This is a genomic window from Janthinobacterium sp. NKUCC08_JDC (assembly GCF_019345575.1).
Classification (GTDB): Bacteria; Pseudomonadota; Gammaproteobacteria; order Burkholderiales; family Burkholderiaceae_D; genus Janthinobacterium; species Janthinobacterium aestuarii.
This window is the reverse complement of record NZ_JAHKQW010000004.1, coordinates 157,401-183,479: the sequence shown is the minus strand read 5'-3', so window position 1 is coordinate 183,479 and position 26,079 is coordinate 157,401. Positions and strand designations below refer to the sequence as shown.

The 26,079-nt window shown below is 61.9% G+C and carries 22 protein-coding genes and 1 tRNA gene; 16 read left to right on the top strand and 7 right to left on the bottom strand.

The genetic code is table 11. The annotated features are described in order from the left end of the window. Positions 1–44: 44 nt before the first annotated feature. Entirely contained in the window at positions 45–2,360 is a 2,316-nt protein-coding gene (gene metE, locus KO538_RS13135) for a 5-methyltetrahydropteroyltriglutamate--homocysteine S-methyltransferase (protein ID WP_219328548.1), read from the bottom strand. A 118-nt stretch (positions 2,361–2,478) separates the two neighbouring features. Here metE and KO538_RS13130 point away from each other — a divergent pair, with 118 nt between their 5' ends. The 5 genes from KO538_RS13130 (at position 2,479) to KO538_RS13110 (ending at position 7,888) form a co-directional block, all read left to right on the top strand. Next, positions 2,479–3,387: a LysR family transcriptional regulator gene (locus KO538_RS13130; protein WP_219328547.1), complete on the top strand. Its 909-nt coding sequence runs from the start codon at positions 2,479–2,481 to the stop codon at positions 3,385–3,387. 129 nt (positions 3,388–3,516) lie between these two features. Beyond that, positions 3,517–4,002 (top strand): TIGR01841 family phasin, encoded by a 486-nt coding sequence (gene phaP, locus KO538_RS13125; protein WP_051991330.1) that lies wholly within the window; start codon positions 3,517–3,519, stop codon positions 4,000–4,002. Between the two features lie 213 nt (positions 4,003–4,215). Then, a complete protein-coding gene (locus tag KO538_RS13120; RefSeq protein ID WP_034752893.1) occupies positions 4,216–5,394 on the top strand; it encodes an acetyl-CoA C-acetyltransferase in 1,179 nt (392 codons plus the stop codon). A gap of 211 nt (positions 5,395–5,605) precedes the next feature. Beyond that, positions 5,606–6,346 carry an acetoacetyl-CoA reductase gene (phbB, locus tag KO538_RS13115; protein WP_034752894.1) on the top strand — a complete coding sequence of 247 codons (741 nt, stop codon included), beginning with the start codon at positions 5,606–5,608 and terminating at the stop codon, positions 6,344–6,346. A gap of 117 nt (positions 6,347–6,463) precedes the next feature. Beyond that, complete coding sequence (locus KO538_RS13110; RefSeq protein ID WP_219328546.1) at positions 6,464–7,888, top strand: hypothetical protein; 1,425 nt, start codon at positions 6,464–6,466, stop codon at positions 7,886–7,888. On the opposite strand, the gene KO538_RS13105 is transcribed toward KO538_RS13110, so the two are convergent. Next, positions 7,825–8,445 carry a LysE family translocator gene (locus tag KO538_RS13105; protein ID WP_257620333.1) on the bottom strand — a complete coding sequence of 207 codons (621 nt, stop codon included), beginning with the start codon at positions 8,443–8,445 and terminating at the stop codon, positions 7,825–7,827. The two genes, KO538_RS13110 and KO538_RS13105, sit on opposite strands and share 64 nt — an antisense overlap. Positions 8,446–8,598: 153 nt before the next feature. Between KO538_RS13105 and KO538_RS13100 the strand changes: the two genes are divergently transcribed. The 4 genes from KO538_RS13100 to KO538_RS13085 all read left to right on the top strand — a co-directional run bounded on the left by KO538_RS13100 (position 8,599) and on the right by KO538_RS13085 (position 11,167). Then, positions 8,599–9,081 carry an Lrp/AsnC family transcriptional regulator gene (locus tag KO538_RS13100; protein ID WP_034752896.1) on the top strand — a complete coding sequence of 161 codons (483 nt, stop codon included), beginning with the start codon at positions 8,599–8,601 and terminating at the stop codon, positions 9,079–9,081. Between the two features lie 78 nt (positions 9,082–9,159). Continuing rightward, positions 9,160–10,116, top strand: coding sequence for a prolyl aminopeptidase (pip, locus tag KO538_RS13095; RefSeq protein WP_219328545.1), 957 nt, complete (start codon positions 9,160–9,162; stop codon positions 10,114–10,116). Positions 10,117–10,228: 112 nt separating this feature from the next. Next, complete coding sequence (locus KO538_RS13090; protein ID WP_034752898.1) at positions 10,229–10,669, top strand: DUF2721 domain-containing protein; 441 nt, start codon at positions 10,229–10,231, stop codon at positions 10,667–10,669. A 42-nt stretch (positions 10,670–10,711) separates the two neighbouring features. Continuing rightward, positions 10,712–11,167: a hypothetical protein gene (locus KO538_RS13085; protein WP_034752899.1), complete on the top strand. Its 456-nt coding sequence runs from the start codon at positions 10,712–10,714 to the stop codon at positions 11,165–11,167. A 1-nt stretch (position 11,168) separates the two neighbouring features. Here the strand turns inward: KO538_RS13085 and KO538_RS13080 are convergent, their stop codons facing one another. Then, complete coding sequence (locus tag KO538_RS13080; protein ID WP_254671738.1) at positions 11,169–11,750, bottom strand: SRPBCC family protein; 582 nt, start codon at positions 11,748–11,750, stop codon at positions 11,169–11,171. Positions 11,751–11,910: 160 nt separating this feature from the next. On the opposite strand from KO538_RS13080, the gene KO538_RS13075 reads away from it, so the two are divergent. After that, positions 11,911–13,956: an NADPH-dependent 2,4-dienoyl-CoA reductase gene (locus KO538_RS13075; RefSeq protein WP_219328544.1), complete on the top strand. Its 2,046-nt coding sequence runs from the start codon at positions 11,911–11,913 to the stop codon at positions 13,954–13,956. 57 nt (positions 13,957–14,013) lie between these two features. On the opposite strand, the gene ybaL is transcribed toward KO538_RS13075, so the two are convergent. The 3 genes from ybaL to KO538_RS13060 form a co-directional block, all read right to left on the bottom strand. Continuing rightward, complete coding sequence (gene ybaL, locus KO538_RS13070) at positions 14,014–15,726, bottom strand: YbaL family putative K(+) efflux transporter (protein ID WP_034752902.1); 1,713 nt, start codon at positions 15,724–15,726, stop codon at positions 14,014–14,016. A gap of 210 nt (positions 15,727–15,936) precedes the next feature. Next, positions 15,937–17,058 carry a beta-ketoacyl-ACP synthase III gene (locus tag KO538_RS13065; RefSeq protein WP_219328543.1) on the bottom strand — a complete coding sequence of 374 codons (1,122 nt, stop codon included), beginning with the start codon at positions 17,056–17,058 and terminating at the stop codon, positions 15,937–15,939. A 197-nt stretch (positions 17,059–17,255) separates the two neighbouring features. Continuing rightward, positions 17,256–18,698 carry a S41 family peptidase gene (locus KO538_RS13060; RefSeq protein WP_219328542.1) on the bottom strand — a complete coding sequence of 481 codons (1,443 nt, stop codon included), beginning with the start codon at positions 18,696–18,698 and terminating at the stop codon, positions 17,256–17,258. A 367-nt stretch (positions 18,699–19,065) separates the two neighbouring features. Between KO538_RS13060 and KO538_RS13055 the strand changes: the two genes are divergently transcribed. The 3 genes from KO538_RS13055 (at position 19,066) to KO538_RS13045 (ending at position 23,794) form a co-directional block, all read left to right on the top strand. Then, positions 19,066–19,287, top strand: coding sequence for a hypothetical protein (locus KO538_RS13055; protein WP_072455918.1), 222 nt, complete (start codon positions 19,066–19,068; stop codon positions 19,285–19,287). Between the two features lie 174 nt (positions 19,288–19,461). Further along, positions 19,462–21,537: a M13-type metalloendopeptidase gene (locus tag KO538_RS13050; protein WP_219328541.1), complete on the top strand. Its 2,076-nt coding sequence runs from the start codon at positions 19,462–19,464 to the stop codon at positions 21,535–21,537. A 181-nt stretch (positions 21,538–21,718) separates the two neighbouring features. Continuing rightward, positions 21,719–23,794: a M13 family metallopeptidase gene (locus tag KO538_RS13045; RefSeq protein WP_128140944.1), complete on the top strand. Its 2,076-nt coding sequence runs from the start codon at positions 21,719–21,721 to the stop codon at positions 23,792–23,794. Positions 23,795–23,976: 182 nt separating this feature from the next. On the opposite strand, the gene KO538_RS13040 is transcribed toward KO538_RS13045, so the two are convergent. Then, on the bottom strand, positions 23,977–24,537 hold the full coding sequence (locus KO538_RS13040; RefSeq protein ID WP_072455912.1) for a cytochrome c5 family protein: 561 nt from the start codon (positions 24,535–24,537) through the stop codon (positions 23,977–23,979). Positions 24,538–24,736: 199 nt separating this feature from the next. Between KO538_RS13040 and KO538_RS13035 the strand changes: the two genes are divergently transcribed. The 3 genes from KO538_RS13035 (at position 24,737) to KO538_RS13025 (ending at position 26,007) form a co-directional block, all read left to right on the top strand. Further along, positions 24,737–24,812 (top strand) — tRNA-Arg (locus KO538_RS13035). Next, on the top strand, positions 24,785–25,429 hold the full coding sequence (locus KO538_RS29655; protein WP_219328540.1) for a helix-turn-helix domain-containing protein: 645 nt from the start codon (positions 24,785–24,787) through the stop codon (positions 25,427–25,429). The genes KO538_RS13035 and KO538_RS29655 overlap by 28 nt, the downstream gene beginning before the upstream one ends. Continuing rightward, positions 25,429–26,007, top strand: a complete 579-nt coding sequence (locus KO538_RS13025) for a PIN domain-containing protein (protein ID WP_034752913.1) — start codon at positions 25,429–25,431, stop codon at positions 26,005–26,007. Before KO538_RS29655 ends, KO538_RS13025 begins: the two co-directional genes overlap by 1 nt. Positions 26,008–26,079 lie beyond the last annotated feature (72 nt).

Genomic DNA, 26,079 nt, shown 5'->3' with positions numbered 1-26,079 from the left:
GCCGCCCTGAAAGCAGCCCTGCATGCGGCCTGGGTCGGCTTATGTCATGCAGTCGCGCGCATCTGCCGCGCCGCCGCGACCATATTCTTTAAAGCCGCTTCCGTTTCCACCCAGCCCCGCGTTTTGAGGCCGCAGTCCGGGTTGACCCATAAATGGGCCGCTGGAATCACGGCGCTGGCTTTTTGCAGCAATGCCACCATGTCGGGTGTCGAGGGGATGCGCGGCGAGTGGATGTCGTACACACCGGGGCCGATTTCGTTCGGATATTGAAATTGGCCAAAGCCCGTCAGCAGTTCCATGTCCGAGCGGCTCGTCTCTATCGTGATCACGTCGGCGTCCATGGCGGCGATCTGCGGCAGGATGTCATTGAACTCGGCATAGCACATGTGGGTGTGGATCTGCGTCGCGTCGCTGACGACGGACGCGGCGATGCGGAAGGCGCGCGTGGCCCAGGCCAGGTAAGTATCCCACTGGCCGCGGCGCAGCGGCAAGCCTTCGCGGATGGCCGGCTCGTCGATCTGGATGATGCCGATGCCGGCCGTTTCCAGGTCGGCCACCTCGTCGCGGATGGCCAGGGCGATCTGCAGCGCCGTGGTGGCGCGCGGCTGGTCGTCGCGCACGAACGACCATTGCAAGATCGTCACCGGCCCCGTCAGCATGCCCTTCACCGGTTTATGCGTCAGGCTTTGCGCGTGCACCGTCCAGGCCACCGTCATGGCGGCCGGGCGCTGCACGTCGCCATAGATGACGGGCGGCTTGACGCAGCGCGAGCCGTACGATTGCACCCAGCCGTGACGCGTGAAGATAAAACCGTCCAGTTGCTCGCCGAAGTATTCGACCATGTCGTTGCGTTCCGCTTCGCCATGCACGAGCACGTCCAGGCCCAGTGCTTCCTGGCGGCCCACGGCGTGGGCGATTTCGGCGCGCATCTGCTGTTCGTAATCGGCGATGGCCAGTTCGCCGCGCTTGAAACTCGCGCGGGCGGCGCGGATGGCCGTCGTCTGCGGGAAGGAGCCGATGGTTGTCGTCGGGAAGTCGGGCAGCTGGAAACGCGCGCGTTGCACGGCCTGGCGCAGCGGGAAGCTGGAATCGCGGCGGTCCACGGTGGGCGTGAGCGCTTGCAGGCGCTGCGCCACTTGCGGACGATGCACGCGGGCGCTGGCGCGGCGGCTGGCAATGGCCTGACGGGAAACGGCCAGTGCGCTGTCATCAGGATGGCCTGCGAGCGCGCCCTTGAGGATGGCGATCTCCGCCAGTTTTTCCGTGGCGAACGCCAGCCAGGTCCGGATTTCACCGTCGAGCTCTGTTTCTGCTTCCAGGCTGAACGGCACGTGCAGCAAGGAGCACGACGGCGCCAGCCACAGCTTGCCGTTGCGCTTGGCCACCAGCGGCTGCAGCACGGCCAGGGCCGCGTCAAGGTCGGTGCGCCAGATGTTGCGCCCGTCGACGATGCCGATCGACAAGACTTTATGCGCGGGCAGCCAATCTGTCACGCTGACCAGTTCATGCGGCGCGCGGATGCCGTCCACGTGCAGGCCGGCCACGGGCAGGCGGCAGGCGAGGCTGAGGTTTTCTTCCAGCGGCGAGAAATACGTGGCCAGCAGGATATTGATACCTACCTGGTTCAGTTGCCAGTACGCGCTCTCGAAAGCGCTGCGCCACGCGGTGGGCAAGTCCAGGCCCAGGATCGGTTCGTCGACCTGCACCCACGCCACGCCTTGCTGTTTCAGGCGGTCGAGCAGGGCGCCGTAGACGGGCAGCAATTGTTCCAGCAGGGACAGGCGGTCGAAGCCGTGTGTCTTTTCCTTGCCCAGCCAGAGGAAGGTGAGGGGGCCGATCAGGGCCGCCTTGACCTGATGGCCCAGCGCCTGCGCCTCGGCCACTTCCGCCAGCAAGCGCTCGCAAGCGAGAGAAAACCGGGTCTGCGGCGACAATTCGGGCACCAGATAATGGTAATTGGTGTCAAACCACTTGGTCATTTCCAGCGCGGCAGTGCCTGCGGCGTGTGCAGGGTGCGCGTGGCCGCAGTCCGCGTGCTCCGCATGCGTTTCTTCACCGCGCGCCATCGTGAAATAGCGCGACAGCGGCGACTGCTCTGGCGCAAAGCTGAAACGGGGCGGTTCGCAGCCCAGCAGCTGGATATGGTTGGCCACCTGGTCGTAGAAGGCGAAGTCGCCCACGGTGACGTAGTCGAGACCGGCGTCGCGCTGCAGCGCCCAGTGGCGCGCGCGCAATTGCTGGCCCGTCGCTTCCAGCGCCGCCTCGGTCAGCTCGCCGCGCCAGTGGCTTTCCAGTGCCAGTTTCAGTTCGCGCGCGGCGCCGATACGGGGAAAGCCAAGAATGTGGGTACGAATGGTCATGATGTCATCGAGATTTAATGTGAATGCGCTAGAGTGTGCGGCAACTTGGTCTATAATCAAAACGAAACATTTTGACGAATAACATGAAAATAATTCACGTACAGCCACCAATTTCCCGATGCTAGAAATCCGCCACCTGCGCACCCTGAGTGCCCTGCGTTCGTCCGGCAGCCTGGTGCGCGCCGCGCAGCTGCTCAACCTGACCCAGTCGGCCCTGTCGCACCAGATCCGTTTGCTCGAAGAGCGCTACAAGGCGCCCCTGTTCGAGCGCAAGTCGATGCCGATCGCCTTTACGGCCACGGGCAGCCGGCTGCTGGAGCTGGCCGACAAGCTGCTGCCCGAGATTGAACTGGCCGAGCGCGACGTGGCGCGCCTGTCGCAGGGCGACCAGGGACAGCTGCGCGTGGCGCTCGAATGCCATACCTGCTTCGACTGGCTGATGCCCGTGATGGATGCGTTCCGCCAGCGCTGGCCGGAAGTGGAAATCGATCTTGTTTCCGGCTTTCACAGCGAACCGGCCGACTTGCTGCGTTCGGGCGAGGCGGACCTGGTCATCGGTTCGCCGTATGGCCCCGATTTCACCGTGTTTCCCCTGTTCCGCTTTGAAATGCTGGTGGTGATGGCGCAGAAGCACCGGCTGCAGGCGCAGCGCCGGCTGGCGGCGGCCGACTTTACGGGCGAGACCTTGATTACCTATCCCGTACCGGAAGAGCGCATCGACCTGATCCGCGAAGTGCTGCGGCCGGCCGGCATCCAGTTCGAGCGCCGCACGGCCGAATTGACGGTCGCCGTGCTGCAACTGGTGGCGAGCCGGCGCGGCATCGCCGCCTTGCCGAACTGGGCCATCAAGAATTACGTCGATTACGATTATGTGGTGGCGCGCCCGGTGGGCGAGCATGGCCTGTGGAGCGACCTGTATGTCTCCGTGCCCGACCATCTGCAGGACAAGGCGTATGTGCGCGATTTCGTCAGCGTGATACGCGAGCAGTGCGCGGCCTCGCTCGATGGTATCAAGTTGTTGTCTTGATCAACGTTGAGTTGGAAACAAACCAACAGCAAAGCTTGATAAATATCAAGGTTCAGCAATGAACCACCGCTTACAGTTGAGCACTGTGCGGCGCAACATGGCGCTGCCTACTCTTTGGGGAGGAACGACATGTTTTCATTTTCCGAACAATGGGCACTGGCCGGCAAGGCCGTGGTGGAAGCGCAGTTGATCAGCGCGCAAGCGTATGCCCAGGCCGCCGTCGACAGCGGCGCCAGCGTGCTGGACTTGCAGCTCGATGCGGCCCGCGCAGCGCTGGCCGCCGCTACGGTGGCGGGCAATCAGCTGCTGTCCGTGAAGGACCCGCAAGCGCTGCTGCAACTGTCGCGCACGCAGTCGCAACTGGCCATCGAACGCATCGGTGCATATGGCCGCCAGGCAAAGGATGTTGCCCAAGAAACCCAGGAGAAATTCGAGACTGTGACAAAGGGTGAGTTTGCTGCATCGCGTCAAAAATTTGGCGAGCTGTTGCAGGTGGTAAAGCAAACCCCCGTACCCCTGATTATTCCCTTCAATAATTTTCTAAAAACCACTTTCGGCAGCGCAGATGAAGGGTATGATAAAAATAAAAACACGCGTCCTGCGCGCCAGGCGTAAGCGTTTTGCGGCCCGGCAGCGGCTATCCGCCGCGCCTGGCCGCCCGCCGCCACCGCAAGCAGGCTGTCATCGCCGCCGCCTGCGGTGCGGCGCTGGAACTGCGGCGCATGCCGCGCTAGAATGAAACGCAGCTTGCTGTGTCTTCCCGGATTCTCATTGGATTCTATTAACACCTTGACCTTGGCCCTCGTGGCCTGCATATCGGAGAAATAAATGGATGATGTCGTAATCGTGGCCGCTGGCCGTACCGCAGTCGGCAAATTCGGTGGCAGCCTGGCCAAGATTCCTGCGTCCGAACTGGGCGCGCATGTAATCAAGGGCTTGATGGCACAAACCGGCATCGACCCGAACCTGATCGGCGAAGCGATCCTGGGCCAGGTGCTGACGGCCGCCGTCGGCCAGAACGCCGCGCGCCAGGCCGTCATCAAGGCTGGCCTGCCCAGCGCCATCCCGGCATTTACCATCAACAAGGTTTGCGGCAGCGGCCTGAAGGCCACGCACCTGGCGGCGCAAGCGATCAAGTGCGGCGACGCCAACATCATCATCGCCGGCGGCCAGGAAAACATGAGCGCGTCGCCGCACGCGATGAACGGCTCGCGCGACGGTTTCCGCATGGGCGACTTCAAGATGATCGACACCATGATCGTCGACGGCCTGTGGGACGTGTACAACCAGTACCACATGGGCATCACGGCGGAAAACGTCGCCAAGAAATACGAAGTAACGCGCGCCGAGCAGGATGAATTCGCGCTGCAGTCGCAACTGAAGGCCGAAGCGGCGCAAAAAGCGGGCAAGTTCAAGGATGAAATCCTGCCGCTGGAAATCGCCAACAAAAAAGGTACCGTCGTCTTTGACAGCGATGAATACATCAAGCCCGGTTCGACCCTGGAATCGCTGTCTGGCCTGCGCCCCGCGTTTGCCAAGGACGGTACTGTCACGGCTGGCAATGCCTCGGGCCTGAATGACGGCGCCGCCGCCGTCATCATGATGTCCGCTTCGCAAGCGAAAGAACTGGGCTTGAAGCCGCTGGCACGCATCAAGGCTTATGCATCGTCGGGCCTGGACCCTGCCGTCATGGGCATGGGCCCCGTCTCCGCATCGCGTCTGTGCCTGAAAAAAGCCGGCTGGACGCATGAAGAGCTGGACCTGATGGAAATCAACGAAGCGTTTGCCGCGCAAGCGATTGCCGTCAACAAGGAAATGGGCTGGGATACGAGCAAGATCAACGTGAACGGCGGCGCGATCGCCATCGGCCACCCGATCGGCGCGTCCGGCGCGCGCATCCTGGTCACCCTGATCCACGAAATGATACGCCGCGACGCCAAGAAAGGCCTGGCAGCACTGTGCATCGGCGGCGGCATGGGCGTTGCTTTAGCGATCGAGCGGGATTAAGTAGCTGGCACCGCACCCAAGCTACTGCGCGGCGCGCTTTGCGGCCTGCGATGCTCACCGTGCTAGAGCACGGTTGCGCTTCTTAGCCACAAATCATCGCCGCTCGCTACGCTTGGATACGGTGCGGTACGGCGCTGTGGTTCAACGGTTGTGGACTACTTTCACTAAATAATTAACTTTCTAGCAATAGAACGACACTGAGGGGATGAAAATGGCAAGAGTTGCATTGGTAACTGGTGGCATGGGCGGTCTGGGCGAAGCGGTGTGTTTCAAGCTGGCGGCGCTCGGCTATCGCGTGGTGACCACATATTCCCCAGGCAATCCGAAGGTCGCGGAATGGCTGGCGACGACGAAGGACATGGGCTATGACTTCAAGGCGTATCCGTGCGACGTGGCCGACTACGATTCGGCGGCTGCCTGCGTGGCGGCCGTGGAAGCGGAAATCGGTCCTGTCGACGTGCTGGTGAATAACGCCGGCATCACGCGCGACATGACGTTCAAGAAGATGGACAAGCCGAACTGGGACGCCGTGATGAGCACCAACCTCGATTCCGTCTTCAACATGACCAAGCCCGTCTGCGACGGCATGGTGGAACGCGGCTGGGGTCGTATCATCAATATCTCGTCCGTCAACGGCCAGAAGGGCGCCTTCGGCCAGACCAACTATTCGGCCGCGAAAGCCGGCATGCATGGTTTCACCAAGTCGCTGGCGCTGGAAGTGGCGCGCAAGAACGTCACCGTCAACACCATCTCGCCAGGGTACATCGGCACCAAGATGGTCATGGCGATTCCACAGGAAGTGCTCGACAGCAAAATCATCCCGCAAATTCCGATGGCGCGCCTGGGCAAGCCGGAAGAAGTGGCCGGCCTGGTCGCTTACCTGGCTTCTGATGAAGCGGCGTTCGTCACGGGCGCCAACATTTCCATCAACGGCGGCCAGCACATGTCGTAATCGTTGTTGAGGTAAAACAGAAAGACAGCTTCGGCTGTCTTTTTTTATGCTTGCCAGCAAAACAAGGGGATGGCCGGATTTGCCTTAAAATCAGCATTTCTCCACTGCATCATTTCCATGACCCTTGTTTCCGCCTTGCGCCGCGCCAGCGTGGCCGCCATCCTTTTCCTGGGCGCCAGCGCGGCCCAGGCCAGCGTCGCGTTCCACGTCACGGTGACTACCGAGCGCGTCAACAAGCCCGGCGTGAAAACCAGCCTGCCCGCGCGCACTACGCAGGAAAGCGATGTCGTGCTGGGCGAACAGTACCTGAGCGTGCGCGATGGCAAGGCCTTGTCCGTGTTGGACTTTGCCACGCGCCGGCGCCACGTCATCGATATGGCGACGTCCACCTACGACACGTATTCGCTGTTCGACGTGGCGGGTTTTCGCGTCTTCGAGCTGCGCCACCGGCAGGGGATCGCCGGCATGTTGAAGGCGGGCGGCCTTGAGCAGCACGCAACGCTGCCCGTGTATGAGGAGCAAGCTTTGTCGGTGCTGGACAACAAGCGGCGCGGCGCGCTGCAGCCCCAGCTGCTCGACGGCGCCGTGCTGTGGTCGCTTGACGAACAGCCCCTGCTGCGCCTGGGCATTGCCGGCAGCCCTGTCAGCGGCGACGACGCGACGGCGTTTGCCCAGTACTTGCGCTACAGCTGGGGCGGCCATCCGCTGGTATTGAAGCTGCTGGCCGATGGCCAGCGCATTCCCGCCGCATTCACCTTGCACTACGAGGAGGTGGGCGGCAAGGTCGCGCGCCATTTCCGCATCAGCGCCATGACGGCGGGGGCGCCCGCCACCTATTCGCTGGCTGCCTACCGGCCCCGTCCGCTGGCGGCCGACGCGCCGCCGCTCGAACGGGTGCTGGCGCAGGCGGCGCTGTTGCCGCCGTTGAGCCCCCAGGCGCATCCCGCGCTGCGCGCCGAAGCGGAAAAGCTCTTTGCCGCGGAAAAGCCCTTCGAGGCTTTCTTGACCATGTTGGAAGACCATTTTTCCACGGGCGCGCTGGTCGAAAAACTGTCGCTTCAGCAACAACGGGCCATGCAGGAGTGCCTGCCCATCCACGATTTGACGCGGGGATTGCAGGCCAAGGACAAGGAGGGCATCGCGGACGCGCTGGCCACCGTGCAGGAATTGAGGAAGCAAACGGGGCTGGAGCAGCCCGTCCTGGCCTTGTTCGAGGGGAATTTGCGCGCCAAGCTGGGACAATGGCCGGAAGCGACGGCCTTGTATCTGCAAGTGCTGCAGGCAAAGCCGCAGATGGCGGCCGTGTATCAGGATCTGGGCGACGCCCTGCTGGCGCAGTTCGATGCGCCGAATGCCTGGCGCAGCTGGGATGCGGGCCGGGCCATGGCGCCGTCGCTGCGGCAATTTCGCAAGGTCAACGACCTCGAGCGCAGCCTGCTGAACGATTATCCTGCCTTCTTTGCCGACGCTAAAGCAGTTCAGCCCAGCACCAGCCGTCCGGCCAGCAGCACGAAGACGGACGGCAGCACGAACTTGCCATAGGGCGAAGGCTTGCCGCGCAGGCGGCGCGCCAGGCGTGCGGCCAGCACGGCGTAGATGGCGTCGAACAACAGGCCCATCAGCACCAGGACGGCGCCCAGGCGCAGGTATTGCATGCCGACCTGCTCGCTGCCGGCGACGAATTGCGGCAGGAACATGCTGCAAAACAGCAGTGCCTTCGGATTGAGCAGATTCGTCAGGAAGCCGCGCATCAGGCTGGCGCGGGCGCTGTGCGCCGTGGCGGGTGCCGCTTCTTCCTGCGCCGTTTTGCTCGACAGGGCCGACTGCAGCAAGCGCAGCGCCAGGTACAGCAGGTAGGCGGCGCCCGCCCATTTGACCCACTGCAAGGCTTGCGGATGCGTCACCATCAATGCCGCCAGGCCCGCGCCCGACAGCGCCACGTGGACGGCGCGCGCGCCGGCGATGCCCACGGCCGTCACCAGTGCCGTGGCCACGCCGCGCGCGGCGCCCGTCGCCAGCACCAGCGCCATGTCGGGGCCCGGTAATAAAAAGGCGCCAGCCAGTGCCAGCAAGTACATCAGGAAGGTAGAATCGGACATGGGCCAGTCGAAAAGAAAAGCGGGAGCATGCGCACGGTGCAGCCTGCTCGCCGGGCCCCATTATGTTCTTGCGGCGATGAAATGTGCTTGCTTTTCCTGCCCTGCATGCCCTAGTATTCGGGTAGATTCCACTCGTATAAAAACAAAAATTAGATGAAAATTTCAGAAGTTAGCCTCGACGCCACCGATTTGCAGATACTCAGGCTGTTGCAGGATGAAGGAAGGCTGTCGAATGCGCGCCTGGCCGAGCGCTTGAAACTGAGCGAAACCCCCGTCTGGCGCCGTCTGCGCCGCCTGGAAGAGGAAGGTTTTATTACCGGCTACCAGGCTTTGCTCAACCGCAAGAAGCTGGGCATCGGCCTGGTCGCGTTCGTACGGGTCGTGTTCGCCAACCATGGCGGCGAGCAGCCGTCGCAGTTCGAACAAGCCATCGCGACGATTCCCGAAATTCTGTCCTGCCACAACGTGGCGGGCGAAGCCGATTATTTCCTGCAAGTGGTGGCGCGCGACCTGGAAGCGTATGGCGAATTCGTCTCGACCGTGCTGCGCCGCTTGCCTGGCGTGGCGGAAATCCAGTCCAGCCTGTCGATGCGCGAAATCAAGTCGTCGAACCGCCTGCCTTTGCTGCTGGCCTGAGGCGCCGGGCGCGCACTATAATTGGAACAGTTGCCAGGACTCGTGCCTGGCGCCCTGACCGCCACTCCAAGGACCGCCATGCCCGATTCCCTGTCTCCTTTGTTTCCCGCCCTGTCGCCGAACCGGCACGGCATGCTGGCGGTCGATGACATCCACACCATTTATTGGGAAGAGTGCGGCAATCCCGACGGCATTCCCGTGCTGTTCCTGCATGGCGGCCCCGGCGCGGGCCTGTCGCCGCAGCACCGCCGCTTCTTCGATCCGCAGCGCTACCGCGTGATCCTGTTCGACCAGCGCGGCGCGGGCAAGTCCACGCCGCTGGGCGAATGGCGCAACAACACGACGCAGTTGCTGATCGAGGACATCGAACGCCTGCGCGCCCAGTTCGGCATCGACCAATGGCTGGTGTTTGGCGGCTCGTGGGGCTCGACCCTGGCGCTGGCGTATGGCCAGGCGCATCCCGCAGCCTGCCTCGGTTTCGTACTGCGCGGCATTTTCCTGTGCACGCAGGCGGAAATCGACTGGTTCATCGAGGGCGTGCGCTGGTTCTATCCGGAACTGTACGCGGAATTTGCCGCGCCGATACCGCCGGAAGAGCGGGGCGACCTGCTGGCGGCCTATGTGCAACGCATCCTCAGCAGCGATCCAAACGTGTACTGGCCGGCCGCGCGCGCCTGGAGCCGCTTCGAAGGGCGCCGCGTCTACCTGATGCCGCAGCCGGAAGATGCGCCGAACGATGCGCTGGACCTGGGCGTGGGCCGGCTTGAATCGCATTACATGGCCAATCTCGGTTTCTTCGAGGAAGACCAGCTGATCCGCAACATGGGGCGCATCGCGCATTTGCCGGCCGTCATCGTGCAAGGACGCTACGACGCCATCTGTCCGCCGCTGTCGGCCTACCGCCTGCAGCAGGCATGGCCGGGCGCGCAGCTGGAAATGATACCGGACGCGGGCCATGGCGCGCTCGAGCACGGCATCGCTTCGGCGCTGGTACGCGCCACCGAGCGCTTCGTACCGGGACGCGGCTTCGCATGATCTTGCAACATGCCGGTTGGCAAAGCGGCCAGCCGGCGTGCGCCACCTGCTACACTATGGCCTGTGCTGGCGCCACGGTCGGGCGCCGGTGTGAACCCACGACTTTTTATCCATGAACATACAGATCGGCGACATCGGCCATATCATCCAGCTGGCGATTGCGCCGGTTTTCCTGTTGACCGGTATCGGCACTATGCTGGTGGTGCTGACCAACCGCCTGGGCCGCATCATCGACCGCACGCGCGTGCTGGAAGACCGGCTCGACATCGGCTACAACGATTTCTATATGGATGAGCTAGATACCCTGTATCGGCGTACCCATCTGATCAATTACTCGATTTCGCTGAGCACGGCGTGCGGTTTCTTCGTCTGCGTCATCATCGCCATGCTGTTTTTGGGCGATATTCTGAACCTGACCCTGGACAGATACATCGCGGCCTTCTTTGTGCTGGCCGTGATTTGCCTGATCGGCTGTTTTATTTATTTACTGCGCGAAATTTATCTGGCCGCGACGGCCCAGCGCATCCGGCGCCATATCCGCCCGCCACGTTAAGCGGCGCGCCGGTTTACCCTACTATTGAAGAACGAGTCCAGCATGCACGATTACAAACGTCCCCCCACCCTGCACCGCTACGGCCAGCGCAGCGAACTCGAGCTGGCGTTGAGCCTGGGCCAGTTTCGCCTGGCGCCTGCGGGCAATTGTTTGACCCTGAGCTTTTCGCAAGTGTGGGACAAGCAACTGTTCGACCTGTTCGCTCCGGCCGACGCTTGTTTGATCATCCACAATACGGAAGAATTCGGCGAACGCCTGCACCGCGCCGTGCAGCGCACCTTGCCCAGCTGGGCAGGCATCGATGGCCTGGTCGAATACGGCCAGCGCGCCGCCCTGGGCGCCGCCTTTACCAAGACGCGCGCCGAAGCGCCCGAGCAGGAATGGCTGTTCGCCTGGCGCTCGATGCAGCCGCAGGCGAGCCTGAATCCCGTCACGGTGAAGCTGGGCAGCCTGGAAAATTTCGCGGAAATCCGCGACCGCGATACCTACTTGGCGTAATTCAGCTGGATTTGTCAGCGTACTGGCTGTCGATGCGGGCCAGCACGGCGGCCATCATGCGCTCGATATCGCCGCGTATCATGGTCGTGCCCAGCATGCCGGGCACATAGAAGCCCGGCATCAGCCGGCTGGAAAAGACGATGCGCGTGCCGCCCGTCTCGGGCACGGGATACAAATTCCAGCGCGATTCGTAGTGCCGCATGTCGCCGGAGATCAGGGCGATGTCGATGGACGTCAACGGCGTTTCCGTGGCCCGCACCACCAGGTGGATGGGGTGGTTCATGAACAGGAAGCGCGCCATGCCCTGCTGCTCGATGATGACTTCATTGCCGTTGCGCGACAGCACGCGGCAGGAGCTGAGGTCGGGCACGAATTCACTCATGCGCTCGTAAGTGGTCAGGGTCTTCCACACGGAGGCCGGCGGCGCCTGCACGCTGGCGCTGGCATCGACTTCATACATGCGCTGCCCGTCGACCTCGATGCGCTTGACCTCGACCTTGAGCTTGTCCAGGCGTATCGCCTGTGCCAGCGCGGTAGCGGGGACGGCGCACAGCATCAGCAGGCAGAGGAAGAGTCGCTTCATGCCAGCTAGCCTACGGGAAAGTACCGCCCGGCACAAGCTGTACCCATCGCCGGCCGCTGCGCCGGGCGATTTAGAACTCCCGGTCTAGAGAAAGTCGCTGCGGCGATCGGCAATGCTTGCTACCGTACGGCCTGCAACCACTTCTACCGGACCGATCACCATGACTGCCTATCCCCATCTGCTGGCCCCGCTCCACCTGGGTTTTACCACCTTGCGCAACCGAGTCATCATGGGGTCCATGCACACGGGCCTGGAAGACCGATTTTATCATTATGGCAAGCTGGCCGCCTTTTACCGCGAACGGGCGCGCGGCGGCGTGGGGCTGATCGTCACGGGCGGCATCTCGCCGAACCGCCAAGGCTGGCTGCTGCCGTTTGGCGGCACCCTCAATTTCCTCGGCGACGTGCCGAACCACCGCAAGGTGACGCGCGCCGTGCACGAGGAGGGCGGCAAGATCGTCATGCAGATCCTGCATGCGGGCCGCTATGGCTATCAGCCGTTCGTCGTCTCGGCGTCGGCCAAGAAATCGCCGATCTCGCCATTCCGTCCCCGTCCCTTGAGCGAGCGTGGCATCGAACGCACGATCTGCGACTATGTGCGCTGCGCGCGCCTGGCGCAAAAGGCGGGCTATGACGGCATCGAAGTGATGGGCAGCGAAGGATATTTATTGAACCAGTTCCTGTGCGCGCGCACGAATCTGCGCCAGGACCGCTGGGGAGGCACGATCGAGAACCGCATGCGCCTGCCCGTGGACATCGTGCGCCGCATCCGTGCCGCCGTCGGCCCCAGCTTCATCATCATGTACCGTCATTCCTTGCTCGACCTGGTCGAAGGCGGCAATACCTGGGATGACGTGGTGACGGTGGCCAAGGCGCTCGAGCACGCGGGCGTGACGATTTTGAATACCGGCTTCGGCTGGCATGAAGCGCGTGTTCCCACCATCGTCACCTCGGTGCCGCGCGCCGCGTTTGCTTCCGTGGCGGGCCGGCTGCGCCGCGAAGTGACGATTCCCGTGGTGGCGTCGAACCGCATCAACATGCCGCACGAAGCCAACGCCATCCTCGAGCGGGGCGACTGCGACTTGGTGTCGATGGCGCGCCCCTTCCTGGCCGACCCTGATTTTGTCGCCAAGGCGGCGTCGGGACGCGCCGACGAAATCAATACCTGCATCGGCTGCAACCAGGCCTGCCTCGACCACACGTTCGCCAACAAGCGCGCCAGCTGCCTGGTCAACCCGCGCGCCTGCCATGAAACGGAACTCGTGTACGCGAAAAAGGCCGTGCCGCGCAAGGTGGCTGTCGTCGGCGCGGGCCCGGCCGGCCTGTCGGCCGCCTGCGTGGCGGCCGAATGCGGGCATACGGTGACCCTGTTCGACAGCAGCGACAGCGTGGGTGGCCAGTTCAAGGTGGCCATGCAAATTCCCGGCAAGGAAGAATTTACGGAAACCATACGTTATTTTGCGCGCCGCCTGGCGCTGCTGGACGTCAAGCTGCGCCTGGGCCAGCGCATCACGCGCGAGCAATTGCTGGCCGGCGGCTATGACGACGTCATCGTCGCCACCGGCATCAAGGTGCGCTTGCCGGCCATTCCCGGCATCGACCATCCGAAGGTGCTGTCGTACCTCGATGTGCTGCAAGCCAAGAAGCCCGTGGGCGCGCGCGTGGCCATCATCGGCGCGGGCGGCATCGGTTTCGACGTGGGAGAGTATCTGCTGCACGACCCGGCGCATCCGCTGCCGCAAGCCGTGGCCACTTGGGCGGGCGAGTGGGGCGTGGACCTGAACGCGGCGACCGGCGGCGGCCTGGTGCCGCCCGTGGCGCCCCATCCTGTGCGGCAAATCTTCCTGTTGCAGCGCAAGACGTCGAAAGTGGGCGCGGGGCTGGGCAAGACGTCGGGCTGGGTGCACCGCGCGGCGCTGGCGAGAAACGGCGTGGCCATGCTGGCTGGCGTGAGCTACGACAAGATCGACGAGCAGGGCTTGCATATCACCGTGGGCGGCGAGCAGCGCCTGCTGGCGGTGGACAACGTGGTCATCTGCGCGGGGCAGGATAGTCTCACGGAACTCATGCCGCCAACCGACAAGGATGGCAAGCCGCTGGCGTCGGAAGGTCCGCGTTTCCATAAAATCGGCGGCGCCGCGCTGGCGGCGGAACTCGATGCCAAGCGGGCGATACGGGAAGGGGCGGAGCTGGCCGCCAGCCTGTAAAAAGAAAGCCTGCCGGCTGGGTAGCGGGCAGGCTTGCTGGACGGAAAGGGCGCTGGCTTAATGCCCGCCATGCCCCTTCTTCGCCGTCTCAAAACTTTGCAGCACGTGCTCGGCCATGCCATTGGCCAGCTCGTGCTCGCCAATGAAGACTTTGCCCGCGTTTTCCGCGCGCAGCAATTCCGCCTCTTCTTCGCTGTGCGTGCGCACCACCGTCAGGATGGCGGGGTTCAGCGCGCGCGCCGTCTCGATCATGGCACGCACGTGGAAGGTGTCCGGCGTGGCGATGACGAGCATGGTGGCGTGCGTGATGTGCGCCTGGATCAGCACGGCCGGTTCGCCCGCATTGCCGGCCACGGCCGGAATGCCCTGCTTGCGCAGCTGGTCGACGATTTCGCGGTTTTCCTCGGCCACGACAAAGTGGATGCCCCGCTCCATCAGGGCGGCGGCGATGCGCCGGCCTACGCGGCCATAGCCGACGAGGACGATCTGGCCCGACAGTTTTTCTTGCGGCACCGTCATCGGCAGCTCGGCCAGCGGGTCGGTCGTGCGTTCGAACTTGCGCGCGAAATCGCTGTTGTTCATCACGCGCAGCAGCGGCTTGGCCATGCTGAAGACGAGCGGGTTGAGGGCGATCGACAGGATGGCGCCGGCCAGGATCAGGCTTTGGCCTTCCTGCGGCATCAGGCCCAGGGACAGGCCCAGCGCGGCCAGGATGAACGAGAACTCGCCGATCTGCGCCAGGCTGGCCGAGACGATGATGGCCGTCTTCGGCGGATAGCGTAGCGCCATCACGAGCAAAAAGGCGGCGATTGATTTGCCGAAGATAATGATGGCGCACACGGCCAGCACTTGCAGGGGCTTGTCGATGAGGATGTTCGGCTCGAACAGCATGCCGACGGAAACGAAGAACAGCACGGCGAACGCGTCGCGCAGGGGCAAGGATTCTTCCGCGGCGCGGTGACTGAGTTCGGACTCGCGCAGCACCATGCCGGCGAAGAAGGCGCCCAGCGCGAACGACACGCCGAACAGCTTGGTGGAAGCATAGGCGATGCCGACGGCGGCCGCGATCACGCACAGGGTAAACAGTTCACGCGAGCCGGTGCGCGCCACTTGCCACAGTATCCACGGGAACAGCTTGCGGCCGACGACCAGCATGAAGATGATGAAACCGGCCACTTGGCCCAGGGTCACGGCCAGGGTCTGCCACAGGCTGACGGATTCGGCGCCAGGGGCGACCTTGCCGCCCAGCGCGCCGGCAAACGCCGGCAGCAGCACGAGCACGAGCACAGTGACGAGGTCTTCTACCACCAGCCAGCCGACGGCGATGCGGCCATTGAGCGAGTCGAGGATGCCCCGCTCTTCCAGCGCGCGCAGCAGCACCACGGTACTGGCCACGGACAGGGCCAGGCCGAAGATCAGCCCGCCACCGAGGGTCCAGCCCCACCAGTGGGCCAGGCCCATGCCCATCGCCGTGGCGACGCCGATCTGCAGGATGGCGCCGGGTAGCGCGATCTTGCGCACGTCCCATAAATCTTCGATGGAAAAGTGCAGGCCGACACCGAACATCATCAGCATCACCCCGATTTCCGCCAATTGTCCCGCTATTTCCGCATCCGCCACAAAACCGGGCGTGGCCGGTCCGATGATGATGCCGGCGGCCAGATAGCCGACCAGTGCCGGCAGTTTCAGGCGCGCGGCGATGAAGCCGAAGATGAGGCCAAACCCGAGGGCGGCGGCGATGGTGGTGATCAGGCTGATGTCATGGGGCATGCGTGTGGGGTTCCTTATGGGGACGTGCGGGTAGAAAAAGATGTTGCTCAGCGACCAAGTATAAACGCATCAAAGCCCCTGCCGGAAAATTTCCTGCGGCTTTATTGCAAAAAACCTGTGCTATATCTTCGTCCAGGTGGCCACGAACGCATGCCTATCCACCTTGAACATCGCCTAATTCAGGAGTCAGGCGATGTTACACCCATGCGCTCAGAGCTTGCGCACGACCACGCAGCCGATGGAATAGCCGGCGCCGAACGAGCAGATGACGCCGGTGCTGCCTGCCGCCATGTCATCCTGATATTTATGGAAGGCGATGATGGAACCGGCCGACGAGGTGTTGGCGTAGGTGTCGAGGATCACGGGCGCCTCATTGGTTTCCGCGTCGCGGCCCAGGATCAGGCGCGCGATCAGCAAGTTCATGTTCAGGTTGGCCTGGTGCAGCCAGTAGCGGGAGACTTGCGCCACTTCCACGCCGGCCTTGGCCAGGGTCGCCTTGATCATCTCGGCGGCCATCGGGCACACTTCCTTGAAAACCTTGCGGCCTTGCTGGCGGAACAATTTATCGGCCTGGCCCACGCCGGACTCGTCAAAACGGTTGAGGAAGCCAAAATTGTTGCGGATGGCGTTCGAGAAACGCGTTTTGAGTTCCGTGCCGATGATCTCGAACTGGTGCTGGGACACGGCCGTGTCTTTCGCTTCGACGATGATGGCGGTGCAGGCGTCGCCGAAAATGAAATGACTGTCGCGGTCGCGCCAGTTCAGGTGGCCGCTGGTGATTTCGGGATTCAGGACCAGCACGGCGCGCGCCTGGCCGCTTTGCACGGCGGCCACGGCTTGCTGGATGCCGAAGGTGGCCGACGAGCACGCCACGTTCATGTCAAAACCATAACCATCGATGCCCAGCGCATCCTGCACTTCCACGGCCATGGCCGGGTAGGCGCGCTGCATGTTGCTGCAAGCGACCAGCACCATGTCGATATCGGCTGGCGTGCGGCCGGCGCGCGCCAGCGCGTCGCGCGCGGCGGCGACCGCCATTTCCGCCTGCAGGGACAGTTCGTCATCGCCCCGTTCCGGGATGCGCGAGACCATGCGCGCCGGATCGAGGATGCCTTCCTTTTCCATCACGAAGCGCGACTTGATGCCGGACGCCTTTTCGATGAAGGCCACGCTCGACAGGTCCAGCGCCGTCACCGTGCCCGCGGTGATCGCGTCGGCGTTGTCGGCATTGAACTTTTCCGCGTAGGCATTGAAGCAGGTGACCAGCTCTTCGTTGGAGATCGAAAATGGCGGCGTGTACAGTCCGGTACCGCTGATGACGACTTGTTTCATGGTTAAACTTTCAAATTTGGCAATCGACGTGGCGCCGATAAGTGAAGCAAATTTTACACAAACAGGCTCGACTGTAGAGAGTTTCGTGTTGCGGGGCAGGGCGATGTGTGGCGGAAGATTGATTTTTGTCGCGTGGAGCGGTGCTGGGGGTATTGCGTGTGATGGGGGCAGCCCCGCCGGGTCTGACCCCAAACTGCTTACTTCTTCTGTTCTTTCTTGACGTCGGCTTGCACCACCACCGGTTCGGCCTTGGCCAGCTGCACCGGCAAGCCCTTCAGGTGGTTCAGCGCCTGGTGCAACTGGAAATCGTCCTTGCTGCCAAATTCCAGCGGCTTGCGAGTCTTTTCCAGCGCGATGATGCGCAATTGCTCTTCCATCTCGTCGTTGACGGGGGCCGCCTTGGCGCTTTCCTTGTCGCGGTCGTTGCTCAGATGCTTGGTCAGGTCCGCTTCGCGGATGCGCAAGCCGTTCAAGCCGTCGCCGTCCGCATTTTCATCGACCAGCAGGTCGGGCACGATGCCCTTGGCCTGGATCGAGCGGCCGTTCGGCGTATAGTAGCGGGCCGTCGTCAGCTTGACGGCCGTGTCGGCGGTCAGCTGGCGGATGGTTTGCACGGAACCCTTGCCGAAGGTTTGCGTGCCGATGATGGTGGCGCGCTTGTAATCCTGCAGGGCGCCGGCGACGATTTCCGAGGCCGAGGCCGACCCCGTGTTGACCAGCACTACGAGCGGCACTTTCTTGATGGCGGCGGGCAATTTCGCCAGCGCATCGCCTTCCGAGCGGAAGGTATAGTATTCGGCGCGGCCGTAGAACACCTGTTTCGAGTCCGGCAGCTGGCCGTTGGTCGAGACGATGGCCGCGTCCTTCGGCAGGAAGGCGGCCGAGACGCCGATGGCGCCCTGCAGCACGCCGCCCGGATCGTTGCGCAGGTCCAGCACCATGCCCTTGATGTTCGGATCTTGTTGATATAGCGCCGTGATCTGCGCGGCCATGTCGTCGACGGTCGGTTCCTGGAATTGCGATACGCGCAGCCAGGCGTAGCCCGGCTCGACCATCTTCGCCTTCACGCTTTTTTGATGGATTTCCTCGCGCGTGATGGTGAAGGCCAGCGGCTGCGGTTCATCCTTGCGGGCAATGGTCAGCGACACCTTGGTGCCCGGTTCGCCGCGCATGCGCTTGACGTTGTCGTCGAGGCTGACGCCTTTCACGGGCTGGCCATCGAGGCGGGTGATCAGGTCGCCGGCCTTGATGCCGGCGCGGTAGGCGGGCGAATCCTCGATGGGCGAGACGATCTTGATGTAGCCGTCTTCGCTGAGGCCAATTTCAATGCCGAGGCCGACGAACTTGCCTTCGGAGCCTTCGCGCAGCTCGGCGTAGGCTTTCTTGTCCAGGTAGGCGGAATGGGGGTCGAGCGAGGCAACCATGCCGGAAATGGCGTCTTCCAGCAGTTTCTTGTCTTCCACTGGCTCGACGTAATCGGACTTGATCAGGCCAAACACGTCGGCCAGCTGTCGCAGCTCTTCCAGCGGCAGGGGCGGCTCGACGGTCTTTTGCGCCATGGCGGAAAATTGCAGCGACACGGCGACGCCGGCCACCACGCCCAGGCCGATCAAGCCGGTATTTTTGAGTTTGCCCATCATTGCACCTTTGCAGCTAGCGTGTCTTGCACAAGCGCCAGTCCCCGTGGAGCGGCGCTTTGTTGAAAGTATAGACCTGAATCTCTGCCGGCGTGGGCCGGCCGTGGAAAAAGCGTGCCTGGACCCAGTCTACGCGCGAAAACGGGGCTGCCAGCTTGCCATATGTTGCGGTTTTGTATGCGATGTATAGGGAGTCTTGAGGGGAGTAAGCATTTGTAAGAGTCGAAAAAAAGCGTGTGCGGCGGCCCTATAGTGGACTCGCATTCTCGACCCGAAGTGGTTTTGCCTGCGTCCGCGGACGCAGGCTTTTTTTTATCCGCGGGCTCCGGCTCATTTAGACTGGAGCTTCTTTCTTCCCAGCAGATAAAAAATGTTAACTGATTTGCAGGCACGAGTCTCGCTCAAAGCGCTGATCGAAAAGTATCTGAGGGGGCGGTATCCTGATGTCGGCCTGCTGATCGACATCGTTCAGGATCCGTCACGGCAAGTGCCGATTAGAGGTGTGCTCGAAGCTATCGGGCAGTTCAACAACACGCAGTTCACGCAACAGGAACTGGCGCTGATCGACGACCTGCTTTATCTGTATGGATAAACGCTGCATGCGCTGTTCCAGCCCACGCCATGCTCGCCGGACTGGACAATGAACGCCCCTTGAGCTTGGCCGAACTGAGCGGCGCGTGCTACATTCCTGCAGCGCCTGGCGCGGCGGGCTATCCGCCCGCAGCTATCTGCCCGGTCTTTTTGACATGCCCCATAAGGACAATTCGTGAATCGCTATCTCTTGAGCAGTCTGACCCTGACCCTGTTGGCTGCGTTTGCCCATGCCGCCGAACCCGTATCCGCCGCTGCCGCCCCGACCGTGGCCCCAAGCGCCGCGCCTGCCGCCGCTGGCGTCGTTTCCGGCATCGATGTGCAGTACATCGACCCCGCCGTGCGCGTGCAGGACGATTTCTTTACCCATTTGAACGGCAAGTGGCTGGCGACGGCCGAGATCCCTGCCGACAAGTCGAGCTGGGGTTCGTTCGCCAAGCTGCGCGATGACACGACGCCGCAATTGCGCGGCATCATCGAAGCGACGCAACAGGACAAAAACAAGAAGGCCGGTTCCGAAGCACAGAAAATCAGCGACCTGTACGCCAGCTACATGGATGAAGCCAAGCTCGATGCGCTGGGCACGAAGCCGCTGGCCGGCGAACTGAACCGCATCCGTTCGCTGCGCGACAAGAAGGGCGTGCCGGCCCTGATCGCCCACCTGAGCCAGACGGGCGTGTCGACTCCCTATGCCGTCTACGTGAGCCAGGATGCGCGTGCCTCGACGAAATATGCGGCATATGTAAGCCAAAGCGGCTTGGGCATGCCTGACCGCGACTATTACCTGGAAGCCAAGCAGGCTGGCGTCAAGGAAAAATACCAGGCGCACGTGGAAAAAATGCTGGCCATGGCCGGCGACAAGAACGCTGCCGCGCGCGCCAAGGCGGTCGTTGCGCTGGAAACGGCCCTGGCCGAAGTGCAATGGACCAAGGTCGAGAACCGCGATCCCGTCAAACGCTACAACAAGACCGATATCAATAAGCTGAACGACCTGACCCCGGGCTACGACCTGAAGTCGGGCCTGGCCGCGCTCGGTATCGCCAACAAGGTCGATTACGTCATCGTCAACCAGCCAAGCTACCTGGCCGGCTACAACAAGGTGCTGGCATCAAGCGACCTGGACACCGTGAAAGCGTATTTCGAATGGCAGTTGCTGCGCAGCTATGCCAGCTACCTGTCGAAAAACTTCGTCGATGAAAGCTTTGCCTTCTACGGCACGGTACTCAGTGGCGTGAAGGAAAACCAGCCGCGCTGGAAGCGTGGCGTGGGCGCCGTCGAAGGCGTGCTGGGCGAAGCCGTCGGCAAGCTGTATGTCGCGCAATATTTTCCGGCAGAGCGCAAGGCGCACATGCAGGAACTGGTGAAAAACGTGCTGGCCGCCTACAAGGACAGCATCGACACCCTGGACTGGATGAGCCCGGAGACCAAGAAGGAAGCGCAAGCCAAGCTGGCCAAGTTCACGCCGAAAATCGCGTATCCGAACAAATGGCGCGATTACACGAAGCTGCAAATCGTCCAGGGCGACCTGGTGGGCAACATGATGCGCGCCGCCAACTTCGGCTCCGCGCGCCAGGTGGCCAAGCTGGGCAAGCCGATCGACCGCGAAGAGTGGGGCATGACGCCGCAAACGGTGAACGCCTATTACAGCTCGACGATGAATGAAATCGTCTTCCCCGCCTCGATCCTGCAGCCACCGTTCTTTGACGCCAACGCGGACGACGCCGTCAACTATGGCGCCATCGGCGCCGTCATCGGCCATGAAATCAGCCATGGCTTCGACGACAAGGGCAGCCAGTCCGATGGCGACGGCAACCTGCGCGACTGGTGGACCCCGGCCGACCGCAAGAATTTTGCGGCCAAGGCCGACGCGCTGACCAAGCAGTACGACGGCTACAGCCCATTGCCTGGCTACCACGTCAACGGTGCGCTGACACTGGGCGAAAACATCGCCGACAACTCGGGCGTGGCGATCGCCTATAAAGCCTATAAAATCTCGCTGGGCGGCAAGCCGGCGCCCGTGCTGGACGGTTTGACGGGCGACCAGCGCTTCTACATGGGCTTTGGCCAAGTGTGGCGCAGCAAGATGCGCGAAGCGCAGCAGATCGTGCAGATCAAGACCGATCCCCATTCGCCGGGCCAGTACCGCGCCAATGGCACCATGGTCAACCAGCCAGGTTTTTATGAAGCGTTTGGCGTGAAACCGGGCGACAAGATGTATGTCGCGCCGGAAAACCGCGTGATCATCTGGTAAACGCCGTACCCATGTAAACGTTATCTTGTCACAACAAAAAAGACCACTTGCGTGGTCTTTTTTGCATTCTGGCCAAAGTTTTTTCTGTCATTTCGGCCGGTATGCTACAGTCAAAAACCGGGCCAGAAGCCTTGGGCCTTCTGACCCTTATATTCCACACAATATAATATAGAGGACAACCGTGAATCGTTATTTGTTAAGTGCTTTGACCCTGAGTTTGCTGGCCGGCGTGTCCGGCATGGCTGGCGCCGCTGATAGTGCCAAGAAAGCCGCCGCCGCTCCCGCCACGGCCGTCGCCGCTGCGGCGCTGACGTCGGGCATCGCCGTCGAATACGTCGACCCTGCCGTGCGCGCGCAGGACGACCTGTTCCAGCACCTGAACGGCAAATGGCTGGCGGAAACTGTCATTCCTGCCGACAAGTCAAGCTGGGGCAGTTTTGCCAAGCTGGCCGACGATACGCAAACGCAGCTGCGCGGCATCGTCGAAGGCGCTGCCGCCGACAAGGCACGCGCGGCCGGTTCGAATGCCCAGAAAATCGGTGATTTCTATAACAGCTTCATGGATGAAGCCAAGCTGGAAAGCCTGGGCCTGACGCCCTTGAACGCGGAGCTGGCGAAGATCGCCGCGCTGCAGGATAAGGCGGAATTGCCGGCCGTGATCGCCCATTTCAGCAAGCTGGGCGTGACCTCGCCTTACGACTTCGGCATCCACCAGGACGCCAAGGATTCCACCAAATACGTGGCCGACATCGTGCAAAGCGGCCTGGGCTTGCCTGACCGCGATTACTACCTGGAAGAAGGCAAGGCCGATACGCGCGCCAAATACCTGGCCCACGTGGAAAAAATGCTCAGTTTGGCTGGCGACGCGAACGCGGCCGCCAATGCCAAGGCTATCCTGGCGCTGGAAACGGAACTGGCCAAGGCGCAATGGAGCAATGTGCAGAACCGCGACCCCGTCAAAACCTACAACAAGGTGGAACTGGCGAAACTGGCCAGCGTGGCGCCAGGCTACGACTGGGCCCGCTACCTGAAGGACACGGGTATCGCCGGCAAGGTCAATTATGTGATCGTCAGCCAGCCCAGCTACCTGAAGGGTTTTGCCGAGATCGCCAACAAGACGCCGCTGGAAACGTGGAAAGCATACTTCCAGTGGCATTTGCTGCACGCGAACGCCGGCTACCTGCCGAAAGCGTATGTCGATGAAAACTTCGCGTTTTATGGCACTACCCTGACGGGCGTGACGGAAATGCGTCCGCGCTGGAAACGCGGCGTGGGCGCCGTCGAAGGCGCGCTGGGTGAAGCCGTGGGCCAGCTGTACGTGGAGCAGTATTTCCCGGCCGAGCGCAAGGTGCGCATGGAAGCGCTGGTGAAAAACCTGATGACGGCCTACAAGCAAAGCATCGACAAGCTCGACTGGATGAGCCCCGTCACCAAGAAACAGGCGCAAATCAAGCTGGCCAAGTTCACCACCAAGATCGGCTATCCGAACAAATGGCGCGATTACTCGGGCCTGACGGTGGCGCCGGACGACTTGATCGGCAACATCCAGCGTTCGCACCTGCTCAACTACAACCGCGAGCTGAACAAGCTGGGCCAGCCGATCGACCGCGACGAGTGGGGCATGACGCCGCAGACCGTGAACGCTTATTACAATCCTGAGCTGAACGAAATCGTCTTCCCGGCCGCCATCCTGCAAGCACCGTTCTTCGACGCCAACGCGGACGATGCCGTCAACTATGGCGCCATCGGCGGCGTGATCGGCCATGAAATCAGCCACGGCTTCGACGACCAGGGCGCCCAGTACGACGGCGACGGCAATTTGCGCGACTGGTGGACCAAGGCTGACCATAAAAACTTCGCCAAGAAAACCAAGCAGCTGGTGGCGCAGTACAACGGCTTCAGCCCGGTGAAAGGCCACTTCGTCAACGGCGAACTGACCCTGGGCGAGAACATCGCCGACAATTCCGGCGTGGCAATCGCGTACAAAGCATACAAATTGTCGCTGAACGGCAAGAAAGCCCCCGTCATCGACGGTTTCACGGGTGAACAGCGCTTCTACGCGGGCTTTGCCCAGGTATGGCGCATGAAGATGCGTGAAGCGCAGCAACTGGTCTTGCTGAAAACGGACCCGCACTCGCCAGGCCAGTTCCGCGCCAACGGCACCATGCGCAACCAGCCCGGCTTCTATCAAGCCTTCGACGTGAAACCGGGCGACAAGATGTATCTGCCGCCGAAAGACCGCGTCATCATGTGGTAACAGCAGTGCCAACGCGCTAGCATCGAGCCGCCCCGTGCAAAGCCGGGCGGCTTTTTCATGTCCGTCGCGAACGTCGCGTAGGTCGGATTAGCGAAACGCGTAATCCGACAAATCGCCTGCTTATGCGCAGGCGAAAAAAAACCGCCCATCCGGGCGGTTCCTGGTTCAGCGCGCTGGCTGAATTATTTGGCAGGCTCGGCTGCAGGAGCAGCGCCATCAGCGGCCGCGGCCGGTGCCGGCACTTCCGGTTCCTTGAACTTGCCGCCCGACGCGTTGGCGATGTAGACAACGGCGCGCGCCACTTCCACATCGTCGAGGTCCGGATTGCCGCCCTTGGCCGGCATCGCGCGCAAGCCTTCGATGGCGTGTTTCAGGACCGTATCGTAGCCCTGGGCCAGGCGGGCAGACCAGCCGCCCACGTCGCCAAATTTCGGTGCACCGGCCACGCCGGCGCCATGGCAAGCCACGCAGGTCGCCGTGTAGACGGCTTCGCCGCTTTGCAGCACTTTCGGACCGCTGGCATCCTTGAAGGTAAAGCCAGCATTGGCAACCGGACTCAAGCGCTCGGCAATGGCTTCCGGCGACTGGCTGTCCGTACCGGCGCCCGTCAGTTTTTGCGCCGTGACGAACTGTACCAGCAGGATGATGCCGATGACGGTGACGAGGAAGAAGCCAGCTACGGCGGCAAGCAATTGTTTAGGCGTTTTGATCGCTGATTGTTGTTCGTTATGTGCGTCGCTCATGATGTCCTTAGTCCAGATTTGAAACTGATGGCCGTGTAAGGTAGCATTTTTACATGCTTGGATGTAAACCTTTATGAAACCCACAATTATAGGCACAAAAATTGAGCAGTGACATGCAATTGCCAGCGATACGACAGTTTCCGTAGACGTAGGTAAAGAAAAACGGTATCCTTCGCATCACTTCAGAAATTCCCCCTACGCGGCTGTAGCTCAGTGGATAGAGTATTGGCCTCCGAAGCCAAGGGTCGTGGGTTCGATCCCCGCCAGCCGCACCAAGATGTCCCCCCGTCGTTTCCCTCAATTATTCCCCCTCTGTTCGCAGTTGATGGGTAGCCCTGTGCTTGTCTCTGCACAAATTGTTATACTATTTTGGTTGCGTTTATTGCGTTTGGTTCGTAAGCTTGAATGGAAAGCAGGGAGGAATGCCATGTCGAATGTAATCGATCGTCTGGAAAATAAAGAAGACCTGGAACTGGCGAAAGCGGCGCAGCGCTGCCTGGTCAGTGCGCTGGATCATTCGCGTGCCGTGCAGATTGCCGTTCTGGAAGAGGGCGCGCAAGACTTGGGCGACGCCCCCTTGCTGCGCTTGCCGCCGAATGTATTGCGTCTGTTTGCCGATGTCCTGGGCACCCTGGCGCAAGGTAAGGCCGTGACGGTCATGCCGAAGGAACATGATGTGACGACGCAGGAAGCGGCGATGTATTTGAATATGTCGCGGCCCTATCTGGTGCGCCTGCTCGAGGCTGGGAAGATTCCCCATCATAAGGTGGGTACGCACCGCCGGCTGCGCTTTGAGGATGTGGTGCAGTACAAGGATGAGCGCAAACGGCGTTCGCAACAGGCTTTGCAGGCCTTGGCAGATCAGGCCCAGGAGCTTGAACTGGGGTACTGATGGCCGGATACTACCGTTACACCGCCGTCCTCGATGCCTGTGTGCTGTATCCGGCACCCTTGCGTGATCTATTGCTGAGTTTGGCGGCGGACGGTATCTTCAGCGCACGCTGGACAGCGCAGATACAGGAGGAGTGGCAACGCAACTTGCTGCTTAAGCGGCCTGATCTCGACCCTTCGGCGTTGGCACGCACCAGCGTACTGATGGCCGAGGCAGTGGAGGACGGCCTGATCGAGTCGTACGAATACCTGATTGATGCCTTGGTCTTGCCCGATGCCGACGACCGGCACGTGCTGGCGGCAGCCATCGTGGGACATGCGGACGCCGTCGTCACATTCAATCTCAAAGACTTCCCGGACGCGATCATGCGAGGGCACAATATTGAAGTCTTGCACCCCGATGATTTTTTGGTAGCGCAGTATGAACTGGCGCCGATACGCATGCTCAGTGTCGTCAAGGAAAACCGGGCACGCTTGCGAAAACCGCCCAGATCCGCCGCCGAACTGATTGCCACCTACGAAGCGCAAGGCTTGCCGCAACTGGGCAAGTTGCTGCGTTCCGCGATTGCCTTGCTCTAGCCTCCGCTCCACCGCTCCGCCACCCTTGAAATACCTGCCTGCGTTTTCCTGAGGCTTGAACTGCTTTTTTCA

Coding starts and splice junctions, on each gene's coding strand:
- KO538_RS13085 (WP_034752899.1), top strand. CDS start 10,712: ATGCACGATTACAAACGTCCCCCCACCCTGCACCGCTACGGCCAGCGC.
- KO538_RS13080 (WP_254671738.1), bottom strand. CDS start 11,750: ATGAAGCGACTCTTCCTCTGCCTGCTGATGCTGTGCGCCGTCCCCGCT.
- ybaL (WP_034752902.1), bottom strand. CDS start 15,726: ATGCCCCATGACATCAGCCTGATCACCACCATCGCCGCCGCCCTCGGG.
- KO538_RS13120 (WP_034752893.1), top strand. CDS start 4,216: ATGGATGATGTCGTAATCGTGGCCGCTGGCCGTACCGCAGTCGGCAAA.
- KO538_RS13090 (WP_034752898.1), top strand. CDS start 10,229: ATGAACATACAGATCGGCGACATCGGCCATATCATCCAGCTGGCGATT.
- KO538_RS13110 (WP_219328546.1), top strand. CDS start 6,464: ATGACCCTTGTTTCCGCCTTGCGCCGCGCCAGCGTGGCCGCCATCCTT.
- KO538_RS13060 (WP_219328542.1), bottom strand. CDS start 18,698: ATGATGGGCAAACTCAAAAATACCGGCTTGATCGGCCTGGGCGTGGTG.
- KO538_RS13065 (WP_219328543.1), bottom strand. CDS start 17,058: ATGAAACAAGTCGTCATCAGCGGTACCGGACTGTACACGCCGCCATTT.
- KO538_RS13055 (WP_072455918.1), top strand. CDS start 19,066: ATGTTAACTGATTTGCAGGCACGAGTCTCGCTCAAAGCGCTGATCGAA.
- KO538_RS13025 (WP_034752913.1), top strand. CDS start 25,429: ATGGCCGGATACTACCGTTACACCGCCGTCCTCGATGCCTGTGTGCTG.
- KO538_RS13105 (WP_257620333.1), bottom strand. CDS start 8,445: ATGTCCGATTCTACCTTCCTGATGTACTTGCTGGCACTGGCTGGCGCC.
- KO538_RS13130 (WP_219328547.1), top strand. CDS start 2,479: ATGCTAGAAATCCGCCACCTGCGCACCCTGAGTGCCCTGCGTTCGTCC.
- pip (WP_219328545.1), top strand. CDS start 9,160: ATGCCCGATTCCCTGTCTCCTTTGTTTCCCGCCCTGTCGCCGAACCGG.
- phbB (WP_034752894.1), top strand. CDS start 5,606: ATGGCAAGAGTTGCATTGGTAACTGGTGGCATGGGCGGTCTGGGCGAA.
- metE (WP_219328548.1), bottom strand. CDS start 2,360: ATGACCATTCGTACCCACATTCTTGGCTTTCCCCGTATCGGCGCCGCG.
- KO538_RS13040 (WP_072455912.1), bottom strand. CDS start 24,537: ATGAGCGACGCACATAACGAACAACAATCAGCGATCAAAACGCCTAAA.
- KO538_RS13075 (WP_219328544.1), top strand. CDS start 11,911: ATGACTGCCTATCCCCATCTGCTGGCCCCGCTCCACCTGGGTTTTACC.
- KO538_RS13100 (WP_034752896.1), top strand. CDS start 8,599: ATGAAAATTTCAGAAGTTAGCCTCGACGCCACCGATTTGCAGATACTC.
- phaP (WP_051991330.1), top strand. CDS start 3,517: ATGTTTTCATTTTCCGAACAATGGGCACTGGCCGGCAAGGCCGTGGTG.